18 protein-coding genes are annotated in these 19362 nt (G+C 71.6%); 14 read left to right on the top strand and 4 right to left on the bottom strand.

Annotated elements, in window-relative coordinates:
- Positions 1–73: 73 nt before the first annotated feature.
- From H180DRAFT_RS23990 to der, 8 genes are all read left to right on the top strand, one after another.
- Positions 74–1435, top strand: a complete 1362-nt coding sequence (locus tag H180DRAFT_RS23990; RefSeq protein ID WP_055488197.1) for a segregation/condensation protein A — start codon at positions 74–76, stop codon at positions 1433–1435.
- Entirely contained in the window at positions 1432–2247 is an 816-nt protein-coding gene (scpB, locus tag H180DRAFT_RS23985; protein ID WP_055488196.1) for an SMC-Scp complex subunit ScpB, read from the top strand. Before H180DRAFT_RS23990 ends, scpB begins: the two co-directional genes overlap by 4 nt.
- The gene (locus tag H180DRAFT_RS23980) at positions 2247–3515 is read left to right on the top strand and encodes a pseudouridine synthase (protein WP_055488195.1); all 1269 of its coding nucleotides are present in this window, start codon (positions 2247–2249) and stop codon (positions 3513–3515) included. The genes scpB and H180DRAFT_RS23980 overlap by 1 nt, the downstream gene beginning before the upstream one ends.
- 200 nt (positions 3516–3715) lie before the next feature.
- Complete coding sequence (aroH, locus tag H180DRAFT_RS23975) at positions 3716–4078, top strand: chorismate mutase (protein WP_055488194.1); 363 nt, start codon at positions 3716–3718, stop codon at positions 4076–4078.
- A complete protein-coding gene (locus tag H180DRAFT_RS23970; RefSeq protein ID WP_055488193.1) occupies positions 4078–5166 on the top strand; it encodes a prephenate dehydrogenase in 1089 nt (362 codons plus the stop codon). The genes aroH and H180DRAFT_RS23970 overlap by 1 nt, the downstream gene beginning before the upstream one ends.
- A 157-nt stretch (positions 5167–5323) precedes the next feature.
- Positions 5324–6067 carry a (d)CMP kinase gene (gene cmk / locus H180DRAFT_RS23965; protein ID WP_074466959.1) on the top strand — a complete coding sequence of 248 codons (744 nt, stop codon included), beginning with the start codon at positions 5324–5326 and terminating at the stop codon, positions 6065–6067.
- A complete protein-coding gene (locus H180DRAFT_RS23960) occupies positions 6064–6720 on the top strand; it encodes a lysophospholipid acyltransferase family protein (protein WP_055488191.1) in 657 nt (218 codons plus the stop codon). Before cmk ends, H180DRAFT_RS23960 begins: the two co-directional genes overlap by 4 nt.
- A 158-nt stretch (positions 6721–6878) precedes the next feature.
- Positions 6879–8357, top strand: a complete 1479-nt coding sequence (der, locus tag H180DRAFT_RS23955; RefSeq protein ID WP_055488190.1) for a ribosome biogenesis GTPase Der — start codon at positions 6879–6881, stop codon at positions 8355–8357.
- Positions 8358–8461: 104 nt separating this feature from the next.
- On the opposite strand, the gene H180DRAFT_RS23950 is transcribed toward der, so the two are convergent.
- Positions 8462–8725, bottom strand: coding sequence for a hypothetical protein (locus tag H180DRAFT_RS23950; protein WP_055488189.1), 264 nt, complete (start codon positions 8723–8725; stop codon positions 8462–8464).
- Positions 8726–8928: 203 nt separating this feature from the next.
- Positions 8929–9894 carry a hypothetical protein gene (locus H180DRAFT_RS23945; RefSeq protein ID WP_055488188.1) on the bottom strand — a complete coding sequence of 322 codons (966 nt, stop codon included), beginning with the start codon at positions 9892–9894 and terminating at the stop codon, positions 8929–8931.
- Positions 9895–10187: 293 nt separating this feature from the next.
- On the opposite strand from H180DRAFT_RS23945, the gene H180DRAFT_RS23940 reads away from it, so the two are divergent.
- From H180DRAFT_RS23940 to H180DRAFT_RS23920, 5 genes are all read left to right on the top strand, one after another.
- Entirely contained in the window at positions 10188–11438 is a 1251-nt protein-coding gene (locus H180DRAFT_RS23940; RefSeq protein ID WP_055488187.1) for a glycosyltransferase family 4 protein, read from the top strand.
- Complete coding sequence (locus H180DRAFT_RS23935; protein ID WP_368073145.1) at positions 11435–12628, top strand: hypothetical protein; 1194 nt, start codon at positions 11435–11437, stop codon at positions 12626–12628. Before H180DRAFT_RS23940 ends, H180DRAFT_RS23935 begins: the two co-directional genes overlap by 4 nt.
- Positions 12629–12671: 43 nt before the next feature.
- A complete protein-coding gene (locus H180DRAFT_RS23930; RefSeq protein ID WP_055488186.1) occupies positions 12672–12842 on the top strand; it encodes a hypothetical protein in 171 nt (56 codons plus the stop codon).
- 124 nt (positions 12843–12966) lie between these two features.
- On the top strand, positions 12967–13932 hold the full coding sequence (locus H180DRAFT_RS23925) for a helix-turn-helix transcriptional regulator (protein WP_055488185.1): 966 nt from the start codon (positions 12967–12969) through the stop codon (positions 13930–13932).
- A gap of 385 nt (positions 13933–14317) precedes the next feature.
- Positions 14318–14539, top strand: a complete 222-nt coding sequence (locus tag H180DRAFT_RS23920; protein WP_055488184.1) for a hypothetical protein — start codon at positions 14318–14320, stop codon at positions 14537–14539.
- A gap of 72 nt (positions 14540–14611) precedes the next feature.
- Here the strand turns inward: H180DRAFT_RS23920 and H180DRAFT_RS23915 are convergent, their stop codons facing one another.
- Positions 14612–15664 carry a phosphatase PAP2 family protein gene (locus H180DRAFT_RS23915; protein ID WP_055488183.1) on the bottom strand — a complete coding sequence of 351 codons (1053 nt, stop codon included), beginning with the start codon at positions 15662–15664 and terminating at the stop codon, positions 14612–14614.
- 493 nt (positions 15665–16157) lie between these two features.
- Here H180DRAFT_RS23915 and H180DRAFT_RS23910 point away from each other — a divergent pair, with 493 nt between their 5' ends.
- The gene (locus tag H180DRAFT_RS23910) at positions 16158–18155 is read left to right on the top strand and encodes an MFS transporter (protein WP_107097752.1); all 1998 of its coding nucleotides are present in this window, start codon (positions 16158–16160) and stop codon (positions 18153–18155) included.
- A gap of 119 nt (positions 18156–18274) precedes the next feature.
- Here H180DRAFT_RS23910 and H180DRAFT_RS23905 read toward each other — a convergent pair whose 3' ends face one another.
- Positions 18275–18721, bottom strand: a complete 447-nt coding sequence (locus tag H180DRAFT_RS23905; protein ID WP_055488182.1) for a cell division protein SepF — start codon at positions 18719–18721, stop codon at positions 18275–18277.
- Positions 18722–19362: the final 641 nt, after the last annotated feature.

Below are 19362 nucleotides of genomic sequence, written 5' to 3'. Positions count from 1 at the left end.
CACATCCGAAAGCGCGGGCAGATGAGTGAGCCGGAACGCCCTGACCGGCTCCTCCCCAGTACGCTGCCCCGCGATGCCCAGTCCTGACGACCACGACCGCACGACGCCCCGCGCCGCCCGCCGCTCCCTCGGGCGGGGACCGGGTACGTCGTCGTCGCCCGGCGCCGGGCTCCCCGGGAGGGAGCCGGGGCCCGTCGAGGAGCGTCCCGGTGAGCCGGAGCCTCAGGCCGCGGGGGAGCCCGTACCGGCGCCGCCGGCCGGACCGGAGCAGCAGCTCGCACCGGGACCCGGGACCGTGCCGGCCCCCGCCCCCGCGTCGCCGGAGCCGGAACTGCCGGAACCCATGCCGGAACCCATGGCGGAACCGCGGCCCGCGGCAGAGGCAGGGCGCGAGCCGGAACTCGCGGAAGAGCGGCCGGAGTCGGGCACCGCAACCGTCACCGAGTTCCTCGGCGAGACCGGTGCCGGAGCCGCCACGCCCCCCGGCGCGGACCCGCGGCCGCACGAACCGGATGAACAGCCCGAATCGCTTGAACGAGCTGAACCGGCTGAACCGGATGAGCGGAGAGATCAGGAAGAGGATCAGCCCGACGACGGGCGCTTCAAGGTCGTCCTCGACAACTTCGAGGGCCCCTTCGACCTGCTGCTCCAGCTGATCTCGAAGCACAAGCTGGACGTCACGGAGGTCGCTCTTTCGAAGGTGACCGACGAGTTCATGGCCTACATCCACGCCATGGGCCCCGACTGGGACCTCGACCAGACCACCGAATTCCTCGTCGTCGCCTCGACGTTGCTCGACCTGAAGGCCGCGAGACTGCTGCCGGCCGCCGAGGTCGAGGACGAGGCGGACCTCGCGCTTCTGGAGGCCCGTGACCTCCTGTTCGCGCGGCTGCTCCAGTACCGCGCGTACAAGGAGATCGCCGGGATCTTCGCCGGACGCATGGCGCAGGAGGCGCACCGCCACCCCCGCACGGTCGGTCTGGAGCCCCACCACGCGGAGCTGCTGCCCGAAGTGGCCATCAGCATCGGTCCGGAGGGCTTCGCCCGTCTCGCGGTGAAGGCGATGCAGCCGAAGCCGAAGCCGCAGGTGTACGTGGAGCACATCCACGCACCCCTGGTGAGCGTGCGGGAGCAGGCGGAGGTCGTGGTGGCGCTGCTGCGGGAGCTGGGCGAGGTCAGCTTCCAGCGCCTCACGCAGGACGCCCCGGACACGCTGACCGTCGTCGCACGCTTCCTCGCCCTCCTGGAGCTTTTCCGTGAGCGGGCCGTCTCCCTCGAGCAGGAGGAGGCGCTCGGGGCGCTCACGGTCCGCTGGAGCGGCGAGGAGGGCAAGGAGCCCTTGGTGACGGACGAGTTCGACCAGGAACCCGGGCAGCAGGACGAGAAGCAGCAGCCCCCGCGGGAGTCCGCGTCCGAGGAGGAGATCCAGCCATGAGCGAGGAGACCTACGAGATCCAGGAGGCGGGCGCGGACGCGGCGGCCGAGCCTGCGCCCGCGGCGGAAGCGGCCGCGCAGACGGGCGGCAGCGGGGCGCCCGCGGGCGCTGCCGGCCCGGACGCTGCCGGTTCGCGCGCCGGTTCGGACGCCGGTCCGGACGTCGGCGATGCCGGCGATGCCGACGAGGTCGACGGAGTCGCCGCGCTGGAGCTCAAGCCCGCCCTGGAAGCCGTCCTCATGGTCGTCGACGAGCCGGCCACCGAGGAGCACCTGGCGAAGGTCCTCCAACGGCGGCGCCGTGAGATCTCGGACGCTCTGCGGGAACTGGCCGACGAATACGACCGGCAGCACCGGGGATTCGAACTGCGTCTGGTCGCGGAGGGGTGGCGCTTCTACACGAGGGCCGAATTCTCCGAGGCCGTCGAGAGCTTCGTACTCGACGGCCAGCAGGCGCGGCTGACGCAGGCGGCGCTGGAGACGCTCGCCGTCGTCGCCTACCGCCAGCCCGTGAGCCGGTCCCGGGTCTCCGCCGTGCGCGGGGTCAACTGCGACGGTGTGATGCGTACGCTCCTCCAGCGGGGGCTGGTCGAGGAGTCGGGCGCGGAACCCGAGACAGGTGCGATCCTGTACACGACGACGCATTACTTCCTGGAACGGCTGGGCCTGCGCGGCCTGGACGAGCTTCCGGAGCTGGCGCCCTTCCTTCCGGAGGCGGACGCCGTCGAGGGGGACTCGCAGGAGGGCGTGCCGTCGTTCGACGTAGATGACAGCGGCGACGAAATCCACGACAGAACGCAGACGGAACACTGATGCGAAGCAGCGGCAACACCGGCGGCAACCGTAGGAACAGCGGCCAGGGCGGCGGGCAGTCCCGCCGCGCGGCCGGAGGAGGCGGAGGCAGCCAGAAGCGGACGGACCGTCCGCGCCCGGAGGAGCGCCGCTACGGCAAGGGCGAGGAGCGGTCCGCGGGCGGCGGTGCCAAGAGGGGCGCCGCCGGCAAGGGCGCCGCCGGCAAGGGTGGCGGCAAGCCCGCACGGAAGTCCCCGCAGGGCCCCTCCGGCAGCACCCCGAAGGCGGCGGCCAAGAAGGCGTCCGGCGCCCGTGCCGGTGCCGGCGGGGGCGCGAAGAGCGGTCCCCGGAGCGCCGGGGCACGCGGGGCGGCAGCGAGGAGCGTGGCGGCGAAGAACGCGGCCAAGAGCGGACCGCGCAAGGTCACCGGCAGCGGCGCGCCCAAGGCCCGTGCCCGCAACGCCTCCGCGCCCGCGCGCCCCCGCGAGTACGAGGCGCAGGTCGAGGAGCGCAACCGGGCCCGTCACAGCAAGCCGGCCCGGAAGCTGCCGAAGACCTTCGGGGAGGAGGAGGGCGAGCGGCTGCAGAAGGTGCTGGCCCGCGCGGGCATGGGCTCGCGCCGTGCCTGCGAGGAACTGATCGAGCAGGCCAGGGTCGAGGTCAACGGCAGCATCGTCGTCGAACAGGGCGTCCGCGTGGACGCCGACAAGGACGAGATCAAGGTCGACGGGCTGACCATCGCCTCGCAGTCGCACGTCTTCTTCGCGCTCAACAAGCCTTCGGGAGTGGTCGCGTCGATGGAGGACCCGGACGGCCGCCAGTGCCTCGGGGACTACGTGCAGAACAGGGAGACCCGCCTCTTCCACGTCGGGCGTCTCGACACCGAGACCGAAGGCCTCATACTCCTCACCAACCACGGGGAGCTGGCCCACCGGCTCACCCACCCCCGCTACGGCGTGAAGAAGACCTACCTCGCCGCGATCCAGGGGCCTCTGCCGCGTGATCTCGGCAAGCGGCTGAAGGACGGCATCCGGCTGGAGGACGGCTACGCGCGCGCCGACCACTTCCGGGTCGTGGAGAACACCGGCAAGAACTACCTGGTGGAAGTCTCCCTGCACGAGGGCCGCAAGCACATCGTGCGCCGCATGCTCGCGGAGGCGGGCTTCCCCGTCGAACGGCTCGTACGCACGCGCTTCGGCCCCATCGCCCTCGGCGACCAGAAGTCCGGCTGGCTGCGCCGCATGACGAACACCGAGGTCGGCATGCTGATGAACGAGGTCGGTCTCTAGGGGGCCGGTCCCCGGCGGCCTGACAGGCCCGGGCAGCGGCTCCCGCGGTACGCAGGGCAGCCGGCGTCTCAGTTTCCGGTCCGCACGGACGCGGGCCCCCGCGCCGATCTACGCTGTCCGCGGCCGGTGAGTACCCGGCCGCGGAAGGCGCCGGTGAGCAGAGCACCCGGCGGCACGTGGGAACAGGGAGCGGAGCAGGCGTGGCGGTGCGAGCGGTGCGCGGAGCCGTACAGCTGGAGCGGGACGAGTCCGGCCACATGCACGACAGGGTGGCGGCGCTGATGACGAGCGTCCTGGAGCGCAACGGCCTGACCGCCGGGGACCTGATAAGCGTCTGGTTCACGGCCACCCCCGACCTGCACAGCGACTTCCCGGCGGCAGGCGCACGTAAGCTCGGAATCGTGGACGTCCCGCTGATCTGCGCGCAGGAACTCGACGTCGCGGGCGCCATGCCGCGTGTGGTGCGGGTGATGGCGCACGTCGAGTCGGATCTGCCGAAGGCGCAGATCAACCACGTCTACCTCGGGGCCGCAGCCGAACTCCGCAAGGACATCGCCCAGTAATGCGCACAGCTCTCGTCGTCGGCACAGGCCTCATCGGCACCTCCGCGGCGCTCGCCCTCACCGGACGCGGAGTGCGGGTGCACCTGAGCGACCTCGACCCGGAACGCGTCCGTACGGCGACCGCCCTCGGCGCCGGTACGCAGGACGAGCCGGAGGAGCGGGTCGACCTCGCGATCGTTGCGGTGCCGCCGGCGCACGTGGCCCGCGTCCTCGCGGACGTGCAGCGCCGCGGTCTCGCCCGCGGCTGCATCGACGTGGCCAGCGTCAAGGGCGGGCCCCGCCGTGAGGTCCTCGAACTGGGCGGTGACCTCGTCAGCTACCTGGGCAGCCACCCCATGTCGGGCCGCGAGCAGAACGGACCGCTCGCCGCCACCGCCGACCTCTTCGAGGGCCGGCCCTGGGTGCTGACGCCCACGGGCGAGACCGACACCGAGGTGCTCAATCTCGCGCTGGAGCTCATCGCACTGTGCGGGGCCGTCCCCGTCGTGATGGACGCCGACGCGCACGACCGGGCCGTCGCCCTGGTCTCCCACACGCCGCAGCTGCTCTCCAGCATGATCGCTGCCCGGCTGGAGGCCGCCGACGAGACGGCCGTGCGCCTGTGCGGTCAGGGCATCCGCGACGTCACGCGCATCGCCGCCTCCGACCCCGGGATGTGGGTGGAGATCCTCTCCGCCAACCCGGGGCCCGTGGCTGACATCCTCGCCGAGGTGGCGAGCGACCTCGACGAGGCCGTGCGGTCGCTGCGCGCGCTCGGCTCGGCCGACGACGACAAGCGCGGCAGCGGCATGACGGGCATCGAGAGCGTGCTGCGCCGGGGCAACTCGGGCCGCGCCAGGGTGCCCGGCAAGCACGGCCAGGCACCGGCCGCGTACCGGACCGTGGCGGTCCTCATCAGCGACCGGCCGGGAGAGCTGGCACGGATCTTCGCGGACGCCGGCGCCGTGGGCGTCAACATCGAGGACGTGCGCATCGAGCACGCGACGGGCCAGCAGGCGGGCCATGTGCAGCTGATGGTCGAGCCCGGCGCGGCATCGGCGCTGGAGACGGCGCTGCGGGAGCGGGGCTGGGCCCTCCGGCAGCAGTGAACGCACTCGCCGGGGCCGCGAGGAGACGGGCCAGGGGCGCCGATGCCGTGCGAGGGCGGCGGAATTGAGCCCTTCACCGAGCCGGTAGCCTTGGGCCCGGGCCGGTACGGCACGGCCCCGCTCGCCCTGCCCGTGTTCCAGAAAGGTCCCCCACAGCGTGTCTGCAGTGATTGTCGCCATCGACGGCCCCTCCGGCACGGGCAAGTCCAGCACCTCCAAGGCTGTCGCGACGGCGCTCGGTCTCAGCTATCTGGACACGGGCGCCCAGTACAGGGCGGTCACCTGGTGGATGCTGACCCACGGTGTTCCCGTGGACGACCCCGCGAAGGTGGCGGCGGCCGCGGCGGACCCTGTGATCGTCTCGGGCACCGACCCGGCCGCCCCCGCCATCTCCGTCGACGGCACGGACGCCTCCGGGCCGATCCGGACCCAGGAGGTCACCTCGGCGGTCAGCGCCGTCAGCGCCGTCCCCGAAGTGCGGGCCCGCATCACCGAGCTCCAGCGTTCCATCGCGGCCGAGGCGGCCGGCGGCATCGTCGTCGAAGGCCGGGACATCGGCACGACCGTCCTCCCCGACGCGGACCTCAAGATCTTCCTCACCGCCTCGCCCGAGGCCCGTGCCTCCCGCCGCAGCGGGGAGCTGAAGGGCAAGGAGGCCACCGACCTCTCGGCCACCCGCGAGGCGCTGATCAAGCGGGACGCGGCCGACAGCGGCCGCAAGACCTCCCCGCTGAAGATGGCCGACGACGCCGTCGAGGTCGACACCACCCGCCTCACGCTGGACGAGGTCGTCGAGTGCGTCGTCACGCTCGTCGAGAAGGCCGCTTCCGCAAAGAGCGGCCGCGGGGACGGCCGCGACGCCGGGAGCTCCGACGAGAAGGCGGGGCAGATCTCCAAGTGACATCGACCGGCTCCGCGCCCGGTGCGCGAGGGGCGGCGGCGGGACGGCGGATCGGCCTCGGCGTGATGCACGGCCTGTGGCGTCCGCGTGTTCTGGGCGCCGAGCGCGTGCCGCCGAGCGGGCCCGCGATACTGGCGGTCAACCACTCCCACTTCGTGGACGGCCCGATGCTGATGGGCACGGCTCCGCGCCCGGTGCACTTCCTCATCAAGCAGGAGATGTTCAAGGGGCCTCTCGGCTCGTTCCTCCGTGGTATCGGGCAGATCCCGGTCGACCGCGGCAGCACCGACCGTGCCGCCGTCCTCGGTGCCCTGGGTGTGCTGGAGCGCGGCGGGGTGATGGGCATCTTCCCCGAAGGCACGCGCGGCGAGGGCGACTTCGCATCCCTGCGGGCGGGCCTGGCCTATTTCGCCGTACGCTCGGGTGCGCCCGTCGTCCCGGTCGCGGTGCTCGGCAGCAACGACCGGCCGGGCCGGCTCGTCAGGGCTCTGCCCGCACTGCGCAGCCGCATCGATGTCGTCTTCGGCGACCCGTTCGACGCGGGCGACGGAAGCGGCAGACGTACGCGCGCCGCGCTGGACGATGCCACCGTGCGGATCCAGCGGCGGCTCACGGACCACCTGGCGGAGGCGAGGAGGCGCACGGAGCGCTGACGGCGTTCCGGAAACGGGCACCGGCGCAGTGGCCCGTACGGGTGCCTCGCAGGGCCACACGGCCCCGGCGGAGGCCCGGCAGACTTGAAGCAGCCGTGGTGCGGAGCGCCGCGCACCGCGGCGGACCACCTGAACGAGAACGACGAGGACGAGATCCGATGGACGAGAACGAACAGCACGGCGTGTACGAGCCCGGGCATGACCACGGTGAGCTCGGCGACGCCGAGTTCGACCGGTTCATGGAGCTCGCCGCCGAAGAGGGGTTCGACGCCGAGGAGGTGGAGGGCGCCCTGGAGGAGGCCTCGCAGGGCCCGCTTCCCGTGCTGGCCGTCATCGGCCGCCCCAACGTGGGCAAGTCGACCCTGGTGAACCGCATCCTCGGCAGGCGCGAAGCCGTCGTGGAGGACCGCCCCGGCGTGACCCGCGACCGCGTGACCTACGAGGCCGAGTGGGCCGGCCGCCGTTTCAAGGTCGTCGACACCGGCGGCTGGGAACAGGACGTGCTCGGCATGGAGGCCACGGTCGCCGCCCAGGCGGAGTTCGCCGTCGAGGCCGCGGACGCCGTGGTCCTCGTCGTGGACTCCCAGGTCGGTGCGACGGACACCGACGAGGCCGTCGTGCGGATGCTGCGCAAGGCCGGAAAGCCGGTCGTCCTGTGCGCGAACAAGGTCGACGGCCCGACCGGCGAGGCCGACGCGGCATATCTGTGGGCACTGGGCCTCGGCGAGCCGCACCCGGTCTCGGCACTGCACGGACGCGGCACGGGCGACCTGCTGGACGTCGTGCTGGAGGCGCTGCCCGAGGCACCCGAGCAGACCTTCGGCGGCGTCGGCGCGGGAGGTCCGCGGCGGGTCGCGCTCATCGGCCGTCCGAACGTCGGGAAGTCCTCGCTGCTGAACAAGGCCGCGAAGCAGGACCGCGTCGTCGTCGACGCGACGGCGGGCACCACCCGTGACCCGGTGGACGAACTGATCGAACTGGCCGGCAAGAACTGGATGTTCGTCGACACCGCCGGCATCCGCCGCCGGGTGCACCTCCAGGAGGGCGCCGACTACTACGCGTCGCTGCGCACCGCTGCCGCGCTGGAGAAGGCCGAGGTCGCGGTCGTACTGATCGACGTGACCGAGCCGATCAGCGTCCAGGACCTGCGCATCATCACCATGGCGGTGGAGGCGGGGCGTGCCCTCGTCCTCGCCTACAACAAGTGGGACAACCTCGACGAGGAGCGGCGCTTCTACCTGGAGCGGGAGATCGAGCGCGACCTGGTCCAGGTCCGCTGGGCACCGCGCGTGAACATCTCCGCACGCACCGGGCGCCACATGGAGAAGCTGGTTCCCGCCATCGAGACGGCCCTGGAGGGCTGGGAGACGCGGGTGCCGACAGGGAAGCTGAACGCGTTCCTCGGCGAGATCGTCGCCTCCCACCCCCATCCGGTACGAGGCGGCAAGCAGCCCCGCATCCTCTTCGGGACGCAGGCGGGGACCCGTCCGCCGCGGTTCGTGCTCTTCGCCTCGGGCTTCCTGGAGGCCGGCTACCGGCGCTTCGTTGAGCGCCGGCTGCGCGAGGAGTTCGGATTCGACGGGACGCCGATCCACATCTCTGTACGCGTGCGGGAGAAGCGCGGCAGGAAGAAGTAGCCGGCGGAAACGGCAGGAGCCGCGGAGCCGGGGCAGGAGCAGCGGAGCCGGGGCGCGGAACGGCGGCCCCGGACCGGCTCGCTTCCGGGCCCGCCGTGACCGGATCAGTACGCCTGGCCGTCCCGCGGGCCCGGTGGCAGCGCCGCCGGTACGCGGGTGCTCCGCCGCGGCAGCGAGTCGTGCTGCCAGTTCTCGCTGCCCCAGCTGCCGGTGCCGTGCACCGTGCCGAAGCCCTCGAAACGCAGCTCCTCCTCGCCGGTCCGGTCGCCGGGCAGCGTGCGGAAGAGCCTGCTGTACTCGGCGTACAGCGCGTCGTAGATGGGCGTGGAGGAGGCGTTGCCGGCTCTGGAGCCGTGGCCGGTCCGCATGGCGGGGATGCCGAGGCCGGGGCCTCTGCCGTGGTCGCGGTAGGGACGGGGAGCTCGGGAAGGTTCGTAAGGCTGCACGTCTGGGCCAACGACCGCACCGCCCCGCGGATGCGGGGCGGCGCGGCGGATGACCTGTTCGCAGGGGTCGGCCGTGGTCCGTACGTGCGAGACCGTACTCACGGTACGGGCCGTCCCTGCCTGGGTCAGGACCCTGCGAGCGGCATGGCCGCGGCGACGAGGACGCCCTTGGCGGCGGCCTGAACCAGTGCCTCACGCAGCAGGTCCTCACGTGGCTGCCGGCCGATGGAGCCGACGGGAGCGGCGTAGACCAGAACCGAGTTGCTCTGGTTCGCGGCAGTGCGCCATCCGTCGGTGACCGGCAGTGCCTCGTGCGCCTGCCACCAGATGTTCTGCTGGAGGCTTCCGCCCGTGGGCGGTTGCAGGATCGCGTGCAGCTGGCCCATGGCGACGAGGACCGACCAGCCCGGCACCGGCGCCGGGGCCTGGGTGAGTCCCGTGACGGGCATGAAGCCCTGTTCCACCAGGAGGGGCAGGAAGTCGTCGCCGTGTCCGTCGGAGCCGGGGCGGGCGATGCGGGCCGTCGGTTCGACGACGACGGCCGCGTGCAGGGTCTCGTCGATCAGGATCTGCCCGCAGGTGACGCCGAGTACGGCGTGCTCCGTGGACCGGCCGGTGTCGGGCCGGGCGGGGCCGGGCGCGGGCTCCCGGGTGTGGGCCGGAGCCTGGGCATGGGCGGAGTCGTACGGGGGCGCCGGCGCGGGGGCGTGCGCGGCTGCCGCCATGGGGGCCGTCGGTCCCGCCGGCCCGGGCGGAGGTACGGGCGCCGGCGCCTGTGCGGGCAGGGAGGGCGCCGGCGGAGCGGCATGGGCTGCGGCCGCGGCGTCGGCGGTGATCGTGCGGACCGCTCCCTGGACCTCTTCCTCGGAGACCTTGATCACCTGGGACGGGACGCACGTGGCGTGCGCGAAGGCAAGCACTGCGGTCTCCTCGCCCACGAACAGGACTGTGCTGGTGGGGATTCGGCCCGTGTCGCCCGGAGCGCGGCACGAGGTGCAGTCGTAGCTGCCCGGGGCGTTGTCGCCCGTGAGCAGCCGGTTGGCTTCGTCATCGCCGATCTCGGCGCGTACTTCGTCGCTGACATCGAGCATGGGGGACACGGGGGCTCCCTGGGCGTTCGGTTCTTGTCCGTATGAACAACGGGGGAGCCGTGGTCCCGGTCACGCGTGACCGGACGCGGAATCGGACCGCCGGGCAACGGCGGGGACGGGACCGGAGGAACGCCGCACGGGCCCGTCGAGTTCCAGCATTTTCTTCACAATGCCGGAACTCTTCTGGAACAAAACCTCGATTGCGGCCAACCATCACCAACCCGGGCCGGTCTAGCAAGCGACCAAGGAGTACTCGGGGGAACGAACGCTCTACACATGCGGGAGTCGGGGCCATGCACATCTCCTTTCTGATCAGCGGCGCATACGGCATGGGGGGAACCGTCCGCACCACGTTCAACCTGGCGCGGACGCTTGCCGAACAGCACGATGTGGAGGTCGTCTCGGTCTTCCGGTACCGGGACAAGCCGTTCTTCGACCCGGGTCCGCGCGTGCGGCTGCGGTCACTGATCGACATGCGCCGCCACAGCCCCGGCTACGAGGGGGACGATCCCGAACACGCCCTGCCGGCACGGGTGTTCCCGCGCGGCGACGGCCGGCATCCGCAGTACAGCGCGCTGACCGACCGCCGGATCGGCGAGCATCTGGGGAGCACCACGGCGGACGTCGTCGTCGGCACCCGGCCCGGGCTCAATGTGCAGATGGCCCGTCAGACGCGGCGTGGACCGGCCCGTCTCGGCCAGGAACACCTCACGCTCGCCACGCACCCGGCGCGGCTGAAGCTGATGCTGCGCGCCACCTATCCGCGGCTGGACGCGGTCACCACAGTCACCGAGGCCGACGCCCGCGACTACCGCCGCATCATGCGGCTGCCGGGCGTACGGATCGAGGCTCTGCCCAACAGCGTTCCCGCACCCGATGTCGAACCGTCCGACGGGACGGGCAAACGAGTCGTCGCCGCGGGGCGGCTCGCCCCCGCCAAGCGTTACGACGTGCTGATACGCGCCTTCGGACGGGCCGTGTCCGAACGCCCCGACTGGGAGCTGCGGATCTACGGCAACGGGCGGGAGCGTGACCGGCTGCGCGCGCTGATCGATGAACTCGGCCTGTACAACCACGTGTTCCTGATGGGCCCGGCGCATCCCATCGAGGCCGAGTGGGCCAAGGGTGCGATCGGGGCCGTCACTTCGAGTCTGGAGTCCTTCGGGATGACCATCGTCGAAGCCATGCGCTGCGGACTGCCGGTCGTGGCCACCGACTGCCCCCACGGGCCCGGCGAGATCCTCCGCGACGGCGTCGACGGGTTCCTCGCGCCCGTGGGCGACGTGCCGTCCATCTCCGGCGCCCTGCTGCGCCTCATGAACGACGACGCGCTGCGGCAGCGGATGGGCCAGGCAGCGCTCGCCTCGTCGTCCCGCTTCGATCCGGCCCGAGTGGGCGCGCGCTACGAAGACTTGATGACCGCCCTCGTCAACCGCCGCGGCGGCGCCCTGCACAGGGCGCGCGGGGTGCTGCTCGGCGGCGCCTACGCGGCCAAGGACGCGCTCAAGGGCGCGGGACTCGCACTGCAAGGAGGACGCGCATGACCACCTACGCCGCCGGAACGCCCGCAGCAATGGCAACCGCCGTCCCGTCCCCGCCCGCGGGCGGGGAGGCTGCCGCGGAAGCCCCGGGGGCGGACCCGGCCACGGGCGCACCACCGGCCCCCGCCGGAACGGCCACCAGGGCGGGACGAAGAGCACGCCGGGGACGGACGGGGCGGGCCGCGAAGGCACAGCGGCCGGGCCGGACACGCGGAGCCGGCAAGGACGCGAGAGCCGCGGGCGGCGCTCCCCGTGACGACGAGACCGTGCGCCCACCGGCGTCCGGCGCCCCTCCCGCGTCCGTGCGCCCGCGCGCCGACTGCACGGCGGACAGCGCCGGAGGGCTCACCTTCGACGTAAGGCTGCCCGGCGGCGGCACCGCGGGCGCCGGCTCACCGGCCGGTGACGCCGCGATGCTGCTCCGGCTGCGGGGCGGCGACGGACCCGCCGACACCGTCCGGTTGCCTCTGGGGCCCGCGGAGGGGGAGGGAACGCTGCGGGCGGTGCTGCCCAGCATCATGAGCCTTCCCGAAGGGCGCTGGGACGCCTACCTCGCGCTGGACGGCCGCGAACCGCGCAGGCTGCTGCCCGGTGTTCACGATCTGCGGTCGCTGATCGGCCGTGTGCCGCGCCAGGGGCGCACCTGGCTGGGCGTTCGCATCCCGTATGCCACCAAGTACGGGAACCTCACGGTCCGTTCATGGCTGCGCTGGCCGCATGCGGAGGCGGGCCCGCTGTGCGTCTCGGACGGCTGCCTGGTGCTGCGGGGGAGGCTCTACGGCGCCCGGCTCTCCGTCACGGCGCGCCTGGAGGCGCATCCCCGCGGCGGTGAGGGCGAGGTCCGGGAACCCGTGAGCGTTCCGGTCCTCCTGGACGGAACGGACCCGGGCGGCCAGGAGAAGGGCGGCAGTTGCCCGGACAGTTCGGAGCCCGATCCGCCCTTCACCGCCCAGCTGCCTCTGGACGCCGTCGTGTCCGGGCACCGGGTGTGGGACCTGTGGGTGCGCCCGTCGTCCGGTGAGGAGCCCGTTCGGCTCGCCCGGATTCTGGACGACGTGCCGGACAAGGGGAAGATCTTCACTTACCCGCCGCAGCGTGTGACCGGGCCTCACGGCGCGATCCGCTCCGTGAGGCCGTACTACACCCTCGGCAACGACCTCTCTCTGCGACTTGGTTGCGACGGGGTGGTGTAAAAACCGTGAGCGGGGCACCCACAGCCCAGGAGGTGTTGAACGAATGGTTCCCATTCTGCTCGTGCTGCTTCTGGCGTTGATCCTTTTCGGCGCCGGTTTCGCACTGAAGGCTCTGTGGTGGATCGCTGTGGCGGTCCTGGTGATCTGGTTGCTCGGCTTCCTGCTGCGGAGCACCAACGCCGGGGGGACGAAGGCCCGCTGGTATCGCTGGTAGCGATCCGGTAAGCAGCCGGAACCACGACCCGTGAGCACGGCCCGGATCACGGGCCGGAGAGCTCTCTCTTTCTGCCACCTGCTGCGGACAGAACATGTCCGCAGCAGGTGGCAGACTCATTTGCATGGTCGAGACCTCGGCACGGCTTCTGCGCCTGCTCTCCCTTCTGCAGTCCCCGCGTGAATGGTCGGGCGCCGAACTCGCGGAGCGGCTCGGTGTCACTCCGCGGACTGTCCGGCGTGACGTGGACCGGCTGCGGGGCCTGGGTTATCCCGTGCATTCGAGCAGGGGCACCGCGGGCGGCTACCAGTTGGGCGCCGGCGCCCAACTCCCCCCACTTCTGCTGGACGACGAGGAAGCCGTCGCCGTGGCCGTCGGTCTGCGGGGCGCCGCGGCAGGGGGAGTGCAGGGCATCGAGGAGTCCTCCGGCCGTGCGCTGGCCAAACTCGAACAGGTGCTGCCGCACCGGCTGCGTCGCAGGGTGAACGCGCTCAGCGCCTACACCGTCCCGATGACGCGGGCCCACCAGGGTTCCGCGGCCGAGGCGTCGGTGATCACCGAACTCGCCCATGCCTGCCGCGATCACCAGCAGCTGCGCTTCTCGTACGAGACGCACGACGGCACCGTCGGCCGACGCGTCGTCGAACCGCACCGGATGGTCAGCTCCTACCGGCGCTGGTATCTGGTCGGCTGGGACACGGAGCGGGAGGACTGGCGCACCTTCCGCGTCGACCGCATCACGCTCACGCCCCCGCACGGGCCGCGCTTCGTTCCCCGCACGCCGCCGGCCGAGGACCTGGCGGCATGGGTCTCCGAGGGGGTGGCGGTCAGGGCGTACGCGGAGCAGGTGACGGTGCTGCTGCGGGTGCCGGTCGAGCGTGCGGCCGGGGCGGTGACGGTCTCGACAGGCACTCTGGAGGCGGTCGACGAGCACAGCTGCCTGCTGCACACCGGCGGTCCGTCGCTGGAAGTGATCCTTCCGCACATCCTGATGCTCGGTTTCGACTTTGAAGTACGCGCTCCAGAACGGTTGTTCTCGCAGGTCAGGGCATTGAGAGACAGGTTGGACGGTGCCCTGGGCGGAAGTTGAGGACTGTGCGACTGCTTGACTTGGTTCCTCGTCCTTCCTGACGCTTGCTCTTCTTCCTCCGGGGAGTGGGCCCGTAGCGCCGAGCGCGACCGGGAGCTTGTTTCGCCGGAATTGTGCATGCAGTCGCGACGCACAGTTCCGAGTGCTTCCTCAGCGTTACCGGATCCGGGCAGCGAAGTGAATTCGCGGAATACCGCAATTCCTGACGGTGCGTCCGCCGTGGAATTTCCGCGACCGATTCCGTGCGCAGCGGGGCGTGAAATGAGAGTTCGCCGACTTCCCACGTACGAGTGACATGGTGAAGGGTGAAGCGCACAAGGGTCTTTGTGACAAGAGTGTGACGAGCTGACGATACTGCCCGGACTTCCGGCGGTACGGTGGCGGCATGTCACCGGAACCCGCAGCCCAGGAAAACCCGCAGGACGACCCCGAGAGCTACGTGGGACTCACGGCGGAGGCGGCCGAGGAGCAGGCGTACGCACGCGGCTGGACCACCGTGCGCTCCCTGCCGCCGGACGCGATCATCACCATGGAGTTCCTGAGCGGGCGGCTGAACTTCGCCGTCGAGAAGAGCACGGGCAACGTGGTGCGCTGCTGGAAGGGCTGATACCGGCCGCCCCCGGCACGGCATCCGGCCCCGGCATCCCGTGGAGGGACGCCGGGGCCGAATGCCGTGCGGCTACTGGCCTCGTGGCCGCAGACGCGCTGCGCGCGGCTGTGAGCGGTCCGAGTAGGGGCGCACGGGAGGCTGCGGACCGACCGGTGCCCGTTCGGCCCGCAGCGAGTGCTGACGGCCGGGCACGTGGTAGAGCCGGGCCGCTCCGATCCCGGTGCCCGACGAGGTCGAAGCGGGCGCACGGCCGCCGATGACCGCCGTCTCCCCGTGTGCCTCGTCCTGCGTCGCCAGCTCCTCGGCCGGTACCGCCCTGCCCGAGGGCACCAAGGCCTGCCGGGTGACGGGCGAGAGCGGCGAAGGCACCAGCCGGCGCCCGGGAAGCGTGCTGCGCCCGCGGTCCCTCCAGGCCTGGATGCGGTCCTCGGACAACGCGATCAGGGGCTCGGCCCACGGCAGTCCGAGCAGGATCAGCAGCCCGGCGGCCCAGCCGAGCAGGACGTCGCTCACCCAGTGCGTACCGAGGTAGACGGTGGTCGCGCCGACTCCGAGTGCGAAGTTCGCAGCTACGACGGACAGTACCCGGCGGGCCCGGGGAGTTGTGGCGAGATACGCCAGAATGCCCCAGGTCACAACGGCGTTGGCGGTGTGACCCGAGGGAAATATATCGCCGTCGGCGAAGAGTTCGGCGGATCCGACGGTCGTCGCATAGTGCGGCCCGAGTCTGCCCAGGCCGATTTTCACGGCTCCGACAGTGACGTTGAGGGCCAGCAGCGCCGCACCCAGGACCAGCAGCGGACGCAGCGTGCGCTGTCGCCAGGAGCGCCAGCCCAGCCACGCCGCGACGAGCACGGCGGTCGGGCCGCGCTGGCCCAGGACGACGAAGTAGTCCAGGAACTCGTGCACTTGCGGCCACTGCTTGTACGGCCGGAAGAGCATCACTTGCCAGTCGAGCCGTACCAGATCTGCCCGGATCAGCACGGCGACGACAATCACCGCATAGAGCACCGAAGTAGAGCCGAACAACAGCTTGCGTGTTCGGCTCATCCGCGGCACTTCGCGGTTGCTCGGTCGCTCGGGCTCTTGTTCCAGCCGGGCGAGTAGTCGGTCGGTACGCACCCAGTCGACGTTACAACGGGTGTGAGAGGTGGCCGCACACATGACGAGGGTTCGTGATGACGATGTGATGTGGAGTGTGTCTCACCGAGGCGTTTGTGCAGGTGAATTCCCGCAGCTTATCCGGGGTTTAGGCACCGCATTCCGGATGCCGTCCCGAGTACGGACGGCCAACACGCCCCGGAATTTCTGTTCACCGCAGGTCGGTACGGAATTCGGTTCTGCTTTTCCGGCCGGATTCCCTTTCGGCGCCGCCGAGTTGACGCTCTGCGGGCCCGGAAGGGCAGGGCACGAGGGCTTGCGTGGGGGTGCGGTGCAGGTCGGACCGTAGGTGAGATGCGCCACGCGGCCGCCCGGCGGACTCGCGTACCCTGACTTGCCACTCGCCCTCTCGACCGGGCCGCCCCGAGTGTTCCGTCCTCCTCGGGGCAACCGTCGGCAGCGGGCCCGGTGATCCCCCACCGAGCGGAGGGTGAGCGTGAGAGGAGGTGCGCAGATGTCCCGGACGACCACGGGCGGACCGGCCGGTGAGGCGGCGGATGTTCCCGCGCACGAGACGGCTGACGTTTCGGCGCACGGGACAGCCCGGCACGTCTCCGGCGACGCGCCCCGCGTGAACCGGTGGACGGTACTCGTCGTCCTCTGCGCCAGCCTGCTGCTGGTCGCCGTCGACGCCACTGTGCTGCACGTGGCCGTGCCTGCCGTCTCCGAACAGCTTCGGCCCGGCTCCGTCGAACTGCTGTGGATCGTGGACGCGTATCCGCTGGTCTGCGCCTCCCTGTTGATCATGTTCGGCACGCTCGGCGACAGGACCGGACGTCGCCGGGTGCTGCTCTTCGGCTACGCCTTCTTCGCCGCGGCATCCGCTCTGGCCGCGTACGCACAGACACCGGGCATGCTCATCGGGGCACGCGCTCTGCTGGGCGTCGGCGGTGCGATGATCATGCCGGCGACGCTGTCGATCCTTCGCCACGTCTTCCCCGAGCGCCGTGAGCGGGCGCTGGCCATCGGCATCTGGAGTGCCGTCGCCGCGGTCGGAGCCGCGGTCGGCCCGCTCGTCGGAGGGCTGCTGCTCGAGCACTTCTGGTGGGGCTCGGTCTTCCTCGTCAACATTCCGCTGATGGCCGCCGGCCTCGTCGTGGGGCGCTGGCTGCTGCCCGAGTCCACCGGCGACCGCCGGGGTCCCTGGGACGTGCTCGGCGCCGTCGTGGCCGCCGGCGGCCTCTTCGGTCTCATCCTCGGCGTCAAGCACGCCGGCGGCGGCCATCCCTTCTCGGCGGGCACCCTCGTGCCGCTGGCGGCGGGGCTGGCGCTGCTCGGGGTCTTCGTGCGCAGGCAGCGCCGGCGCACGTACCCGCTCATCGACGTCCGTACGGTCGCGCGCCGCGCCTTCGGCACGGCGGTGGGCTGCATCGTGCTCACGGTGCTCGCCCTCGTCGGGCTGGCCCTGATCGCCGCGCAGTACCTGCAACTGGTGCTCGGACTCTCGCCGCTGCAGACCGGTCTGCGGCTGCTGCCCCTGTCCCTGGCGGCCATCGCCGCCGGACTGGCGGGCTCCCGGCTGCTGGGGCTGCTCGGCCCGCGGCGCATGGTCGGACTGGGATTCCTGGTCACCACCGTCGCGGTGCTCTGCCTGATGGGCCTCGGCCAGGAGGACCGGCCGGTGCTGCTCGTCGGTGGGTTCGTGCTGCTGGGATTCGGTCTGGAGACCACGCTCTTCGGCTGTTACGAGTCGATGCTCAACGAGGCGCCGGCCTCCCGCTCCGGAGGCGCCGCCGCGGTGGGTGAGACGGCGTACCAGCTGGGGGCCGGCATGGGCATCGCGGTGCTCGGCAGCGTGATGAACGCGGCATACGCGCCCGAAGTGCGGGACGTGCCCGGCGTCCCCGCCGCCGCGAGGGGCGACGCCAGCCACTCGCTCGGGGAGGCGTACGGCGTCGCGGCCCAGGTCGGCGGCTCCGCCGGTGAAGCGCTCCGCTCGGCAGCGCGCGAGGCGTTCGTACACGGGATGCACGTCACGCTGGTCGCCAGTGCGGTACTGCTGCTCCTCGGCGCCCTGGCGGCACTGAGGCTTCCGCGCGCCATGGACGGCGGAGCCTCCGGCGGGGCGGACGGGAAGACCGCGGCGGACGGGGCCCCGGCCCGCGGCGAGGAGACCTCCGCCCCGGAGACCGCCCCGGAGAACCGCCGGCGGGGCGAGGAGGACGGGCGGGACGAGGAGCCTCACGCGGTCGAGGGCAACGGCGGGCGTCCCGCGCCCGCGTCCGTGCGCGGGCGGCTGCCCCGCCAGGCCGACGGGAGCCAGGAACGCAGCGGAGCGGTTCCCCATGCGCTCTCGGCGGGCTCGGGGAGGGGCAACGGCGCCCCGGGCGGGAACGGGACCCCGCGCGGCAACGGCTCCGGGAACGGGAACGGACGCGACCGGAAGAAGGGGCAGGGCAAGGGGCAGGGCGACGGCAGCGATCTCCTGCCGAGCGGGATCACACGGCCCTGAGGCGTTCGCTACCGGACGCGGGGCGCGCGGAGGGGCACGGCACTGCCACCCTCGGCGCCAACTGCCGGGGGAGAGCGGTGACTCGGCGAGCGTCCCGGATCAACTCCGGTCGAACCGGATCAACTCTGGTTGAAGAAGCCGCCCTCTGCGGCGCGGCGGTTCTCGCCGCCGACGATCCTGTAGTCGTCGGGCGTCAGCAGGAACACGCGCGTCGCCACACGCTCGATGGACCCGCGCAGCCCGAAGGTGAGGCCGGCGGCGAAGTCCACGACGCGCTTGGCGTCCGCGGACTCCATCATGGTCAGGTTGATGATGACGGGAACGCCGTCCCGGAACAGCTCGCCGATCCCGCGCGCGTCACGGAACCCGTCGGGCGTCACGGTTGCGATCCGGGTGCCCTGGTCCTGTGCGGCTTCCGCAGTCACCCGGATCCGCGGGTCGGTGACCCAGGACTCGCGGGCGGCGTCACCGGGCTCCGGTCCCTCGGCGTAGTCGTCGTCGTAGTAACGCATTTCGCTGTCGTCGACGAGGCCCAGCCAGGCACTCGCCTTGCGCACCGATCCCATGGACGCCTCCTCTCCTCTGCGCGGTCCGTCCGCGGTCACATCGAGCAGCTCCCCCCGGGAGTCCGCATCTCTATGGTCGTCCATGATGCGGATGTTGCGCCAAGCGGTTACCTGCCCGGTACGGGTTTCGTGACGGTACTGGTGCAGAACCTATGGCGCCGGGTCAAGGAACCTGTGGCGCACGTGTGGTGACGGTGTGCAAGTTGTGCATCTCCCGCCGCTGTGCGGACGGGAGCAGACGGTACGGGTCGTTGCCGCACCCCATGGTGGACTGTCGCCAGTGTGATGCCGCCCTCCGACACACACGAAACACTGTGCGACGGGTCAACAGGGAGGCGTGGAAGGGGCGTTCGGTCTCTCCCTCCGGGGGTGGCCGGTCATGTTGCGGGCGGTTGCGGCCTGTTGACGTGGGCGGGCGCCGATTTCGCGAGCGGGGCACGCGGTCCGCTCGTCGATCGGGCCCGGAGTGCCGGCGGCCGGAATTCACGGGAACCCGCCGGGAGGCACCGGGAAACTCAACTCGCGGAGTTTTCCGAATCATTTTCTGCTTTCACTGCGGAGCCCTCGGCGAAATCCGGCGCATCAAACAGGAATCGATGGACAGAACGGGACAAGTGCGCTTGTTGTGCCAGTTGAGGGCA

This window comes from Streptomyces sp. WMMB 322 (genome assembly GCF_900090145.1).
Taxonomy (GTDB): Bacteria; Actinomycetota; Actinomycetes; order Streptomycetales; family Streptomycetaceae; genus Streptomyces.
The sequence above is the reverse complement of the archived record's forward strand: the minus strand, read 5'-3'. Positions and strand labels throughout refer to the sequence as shown.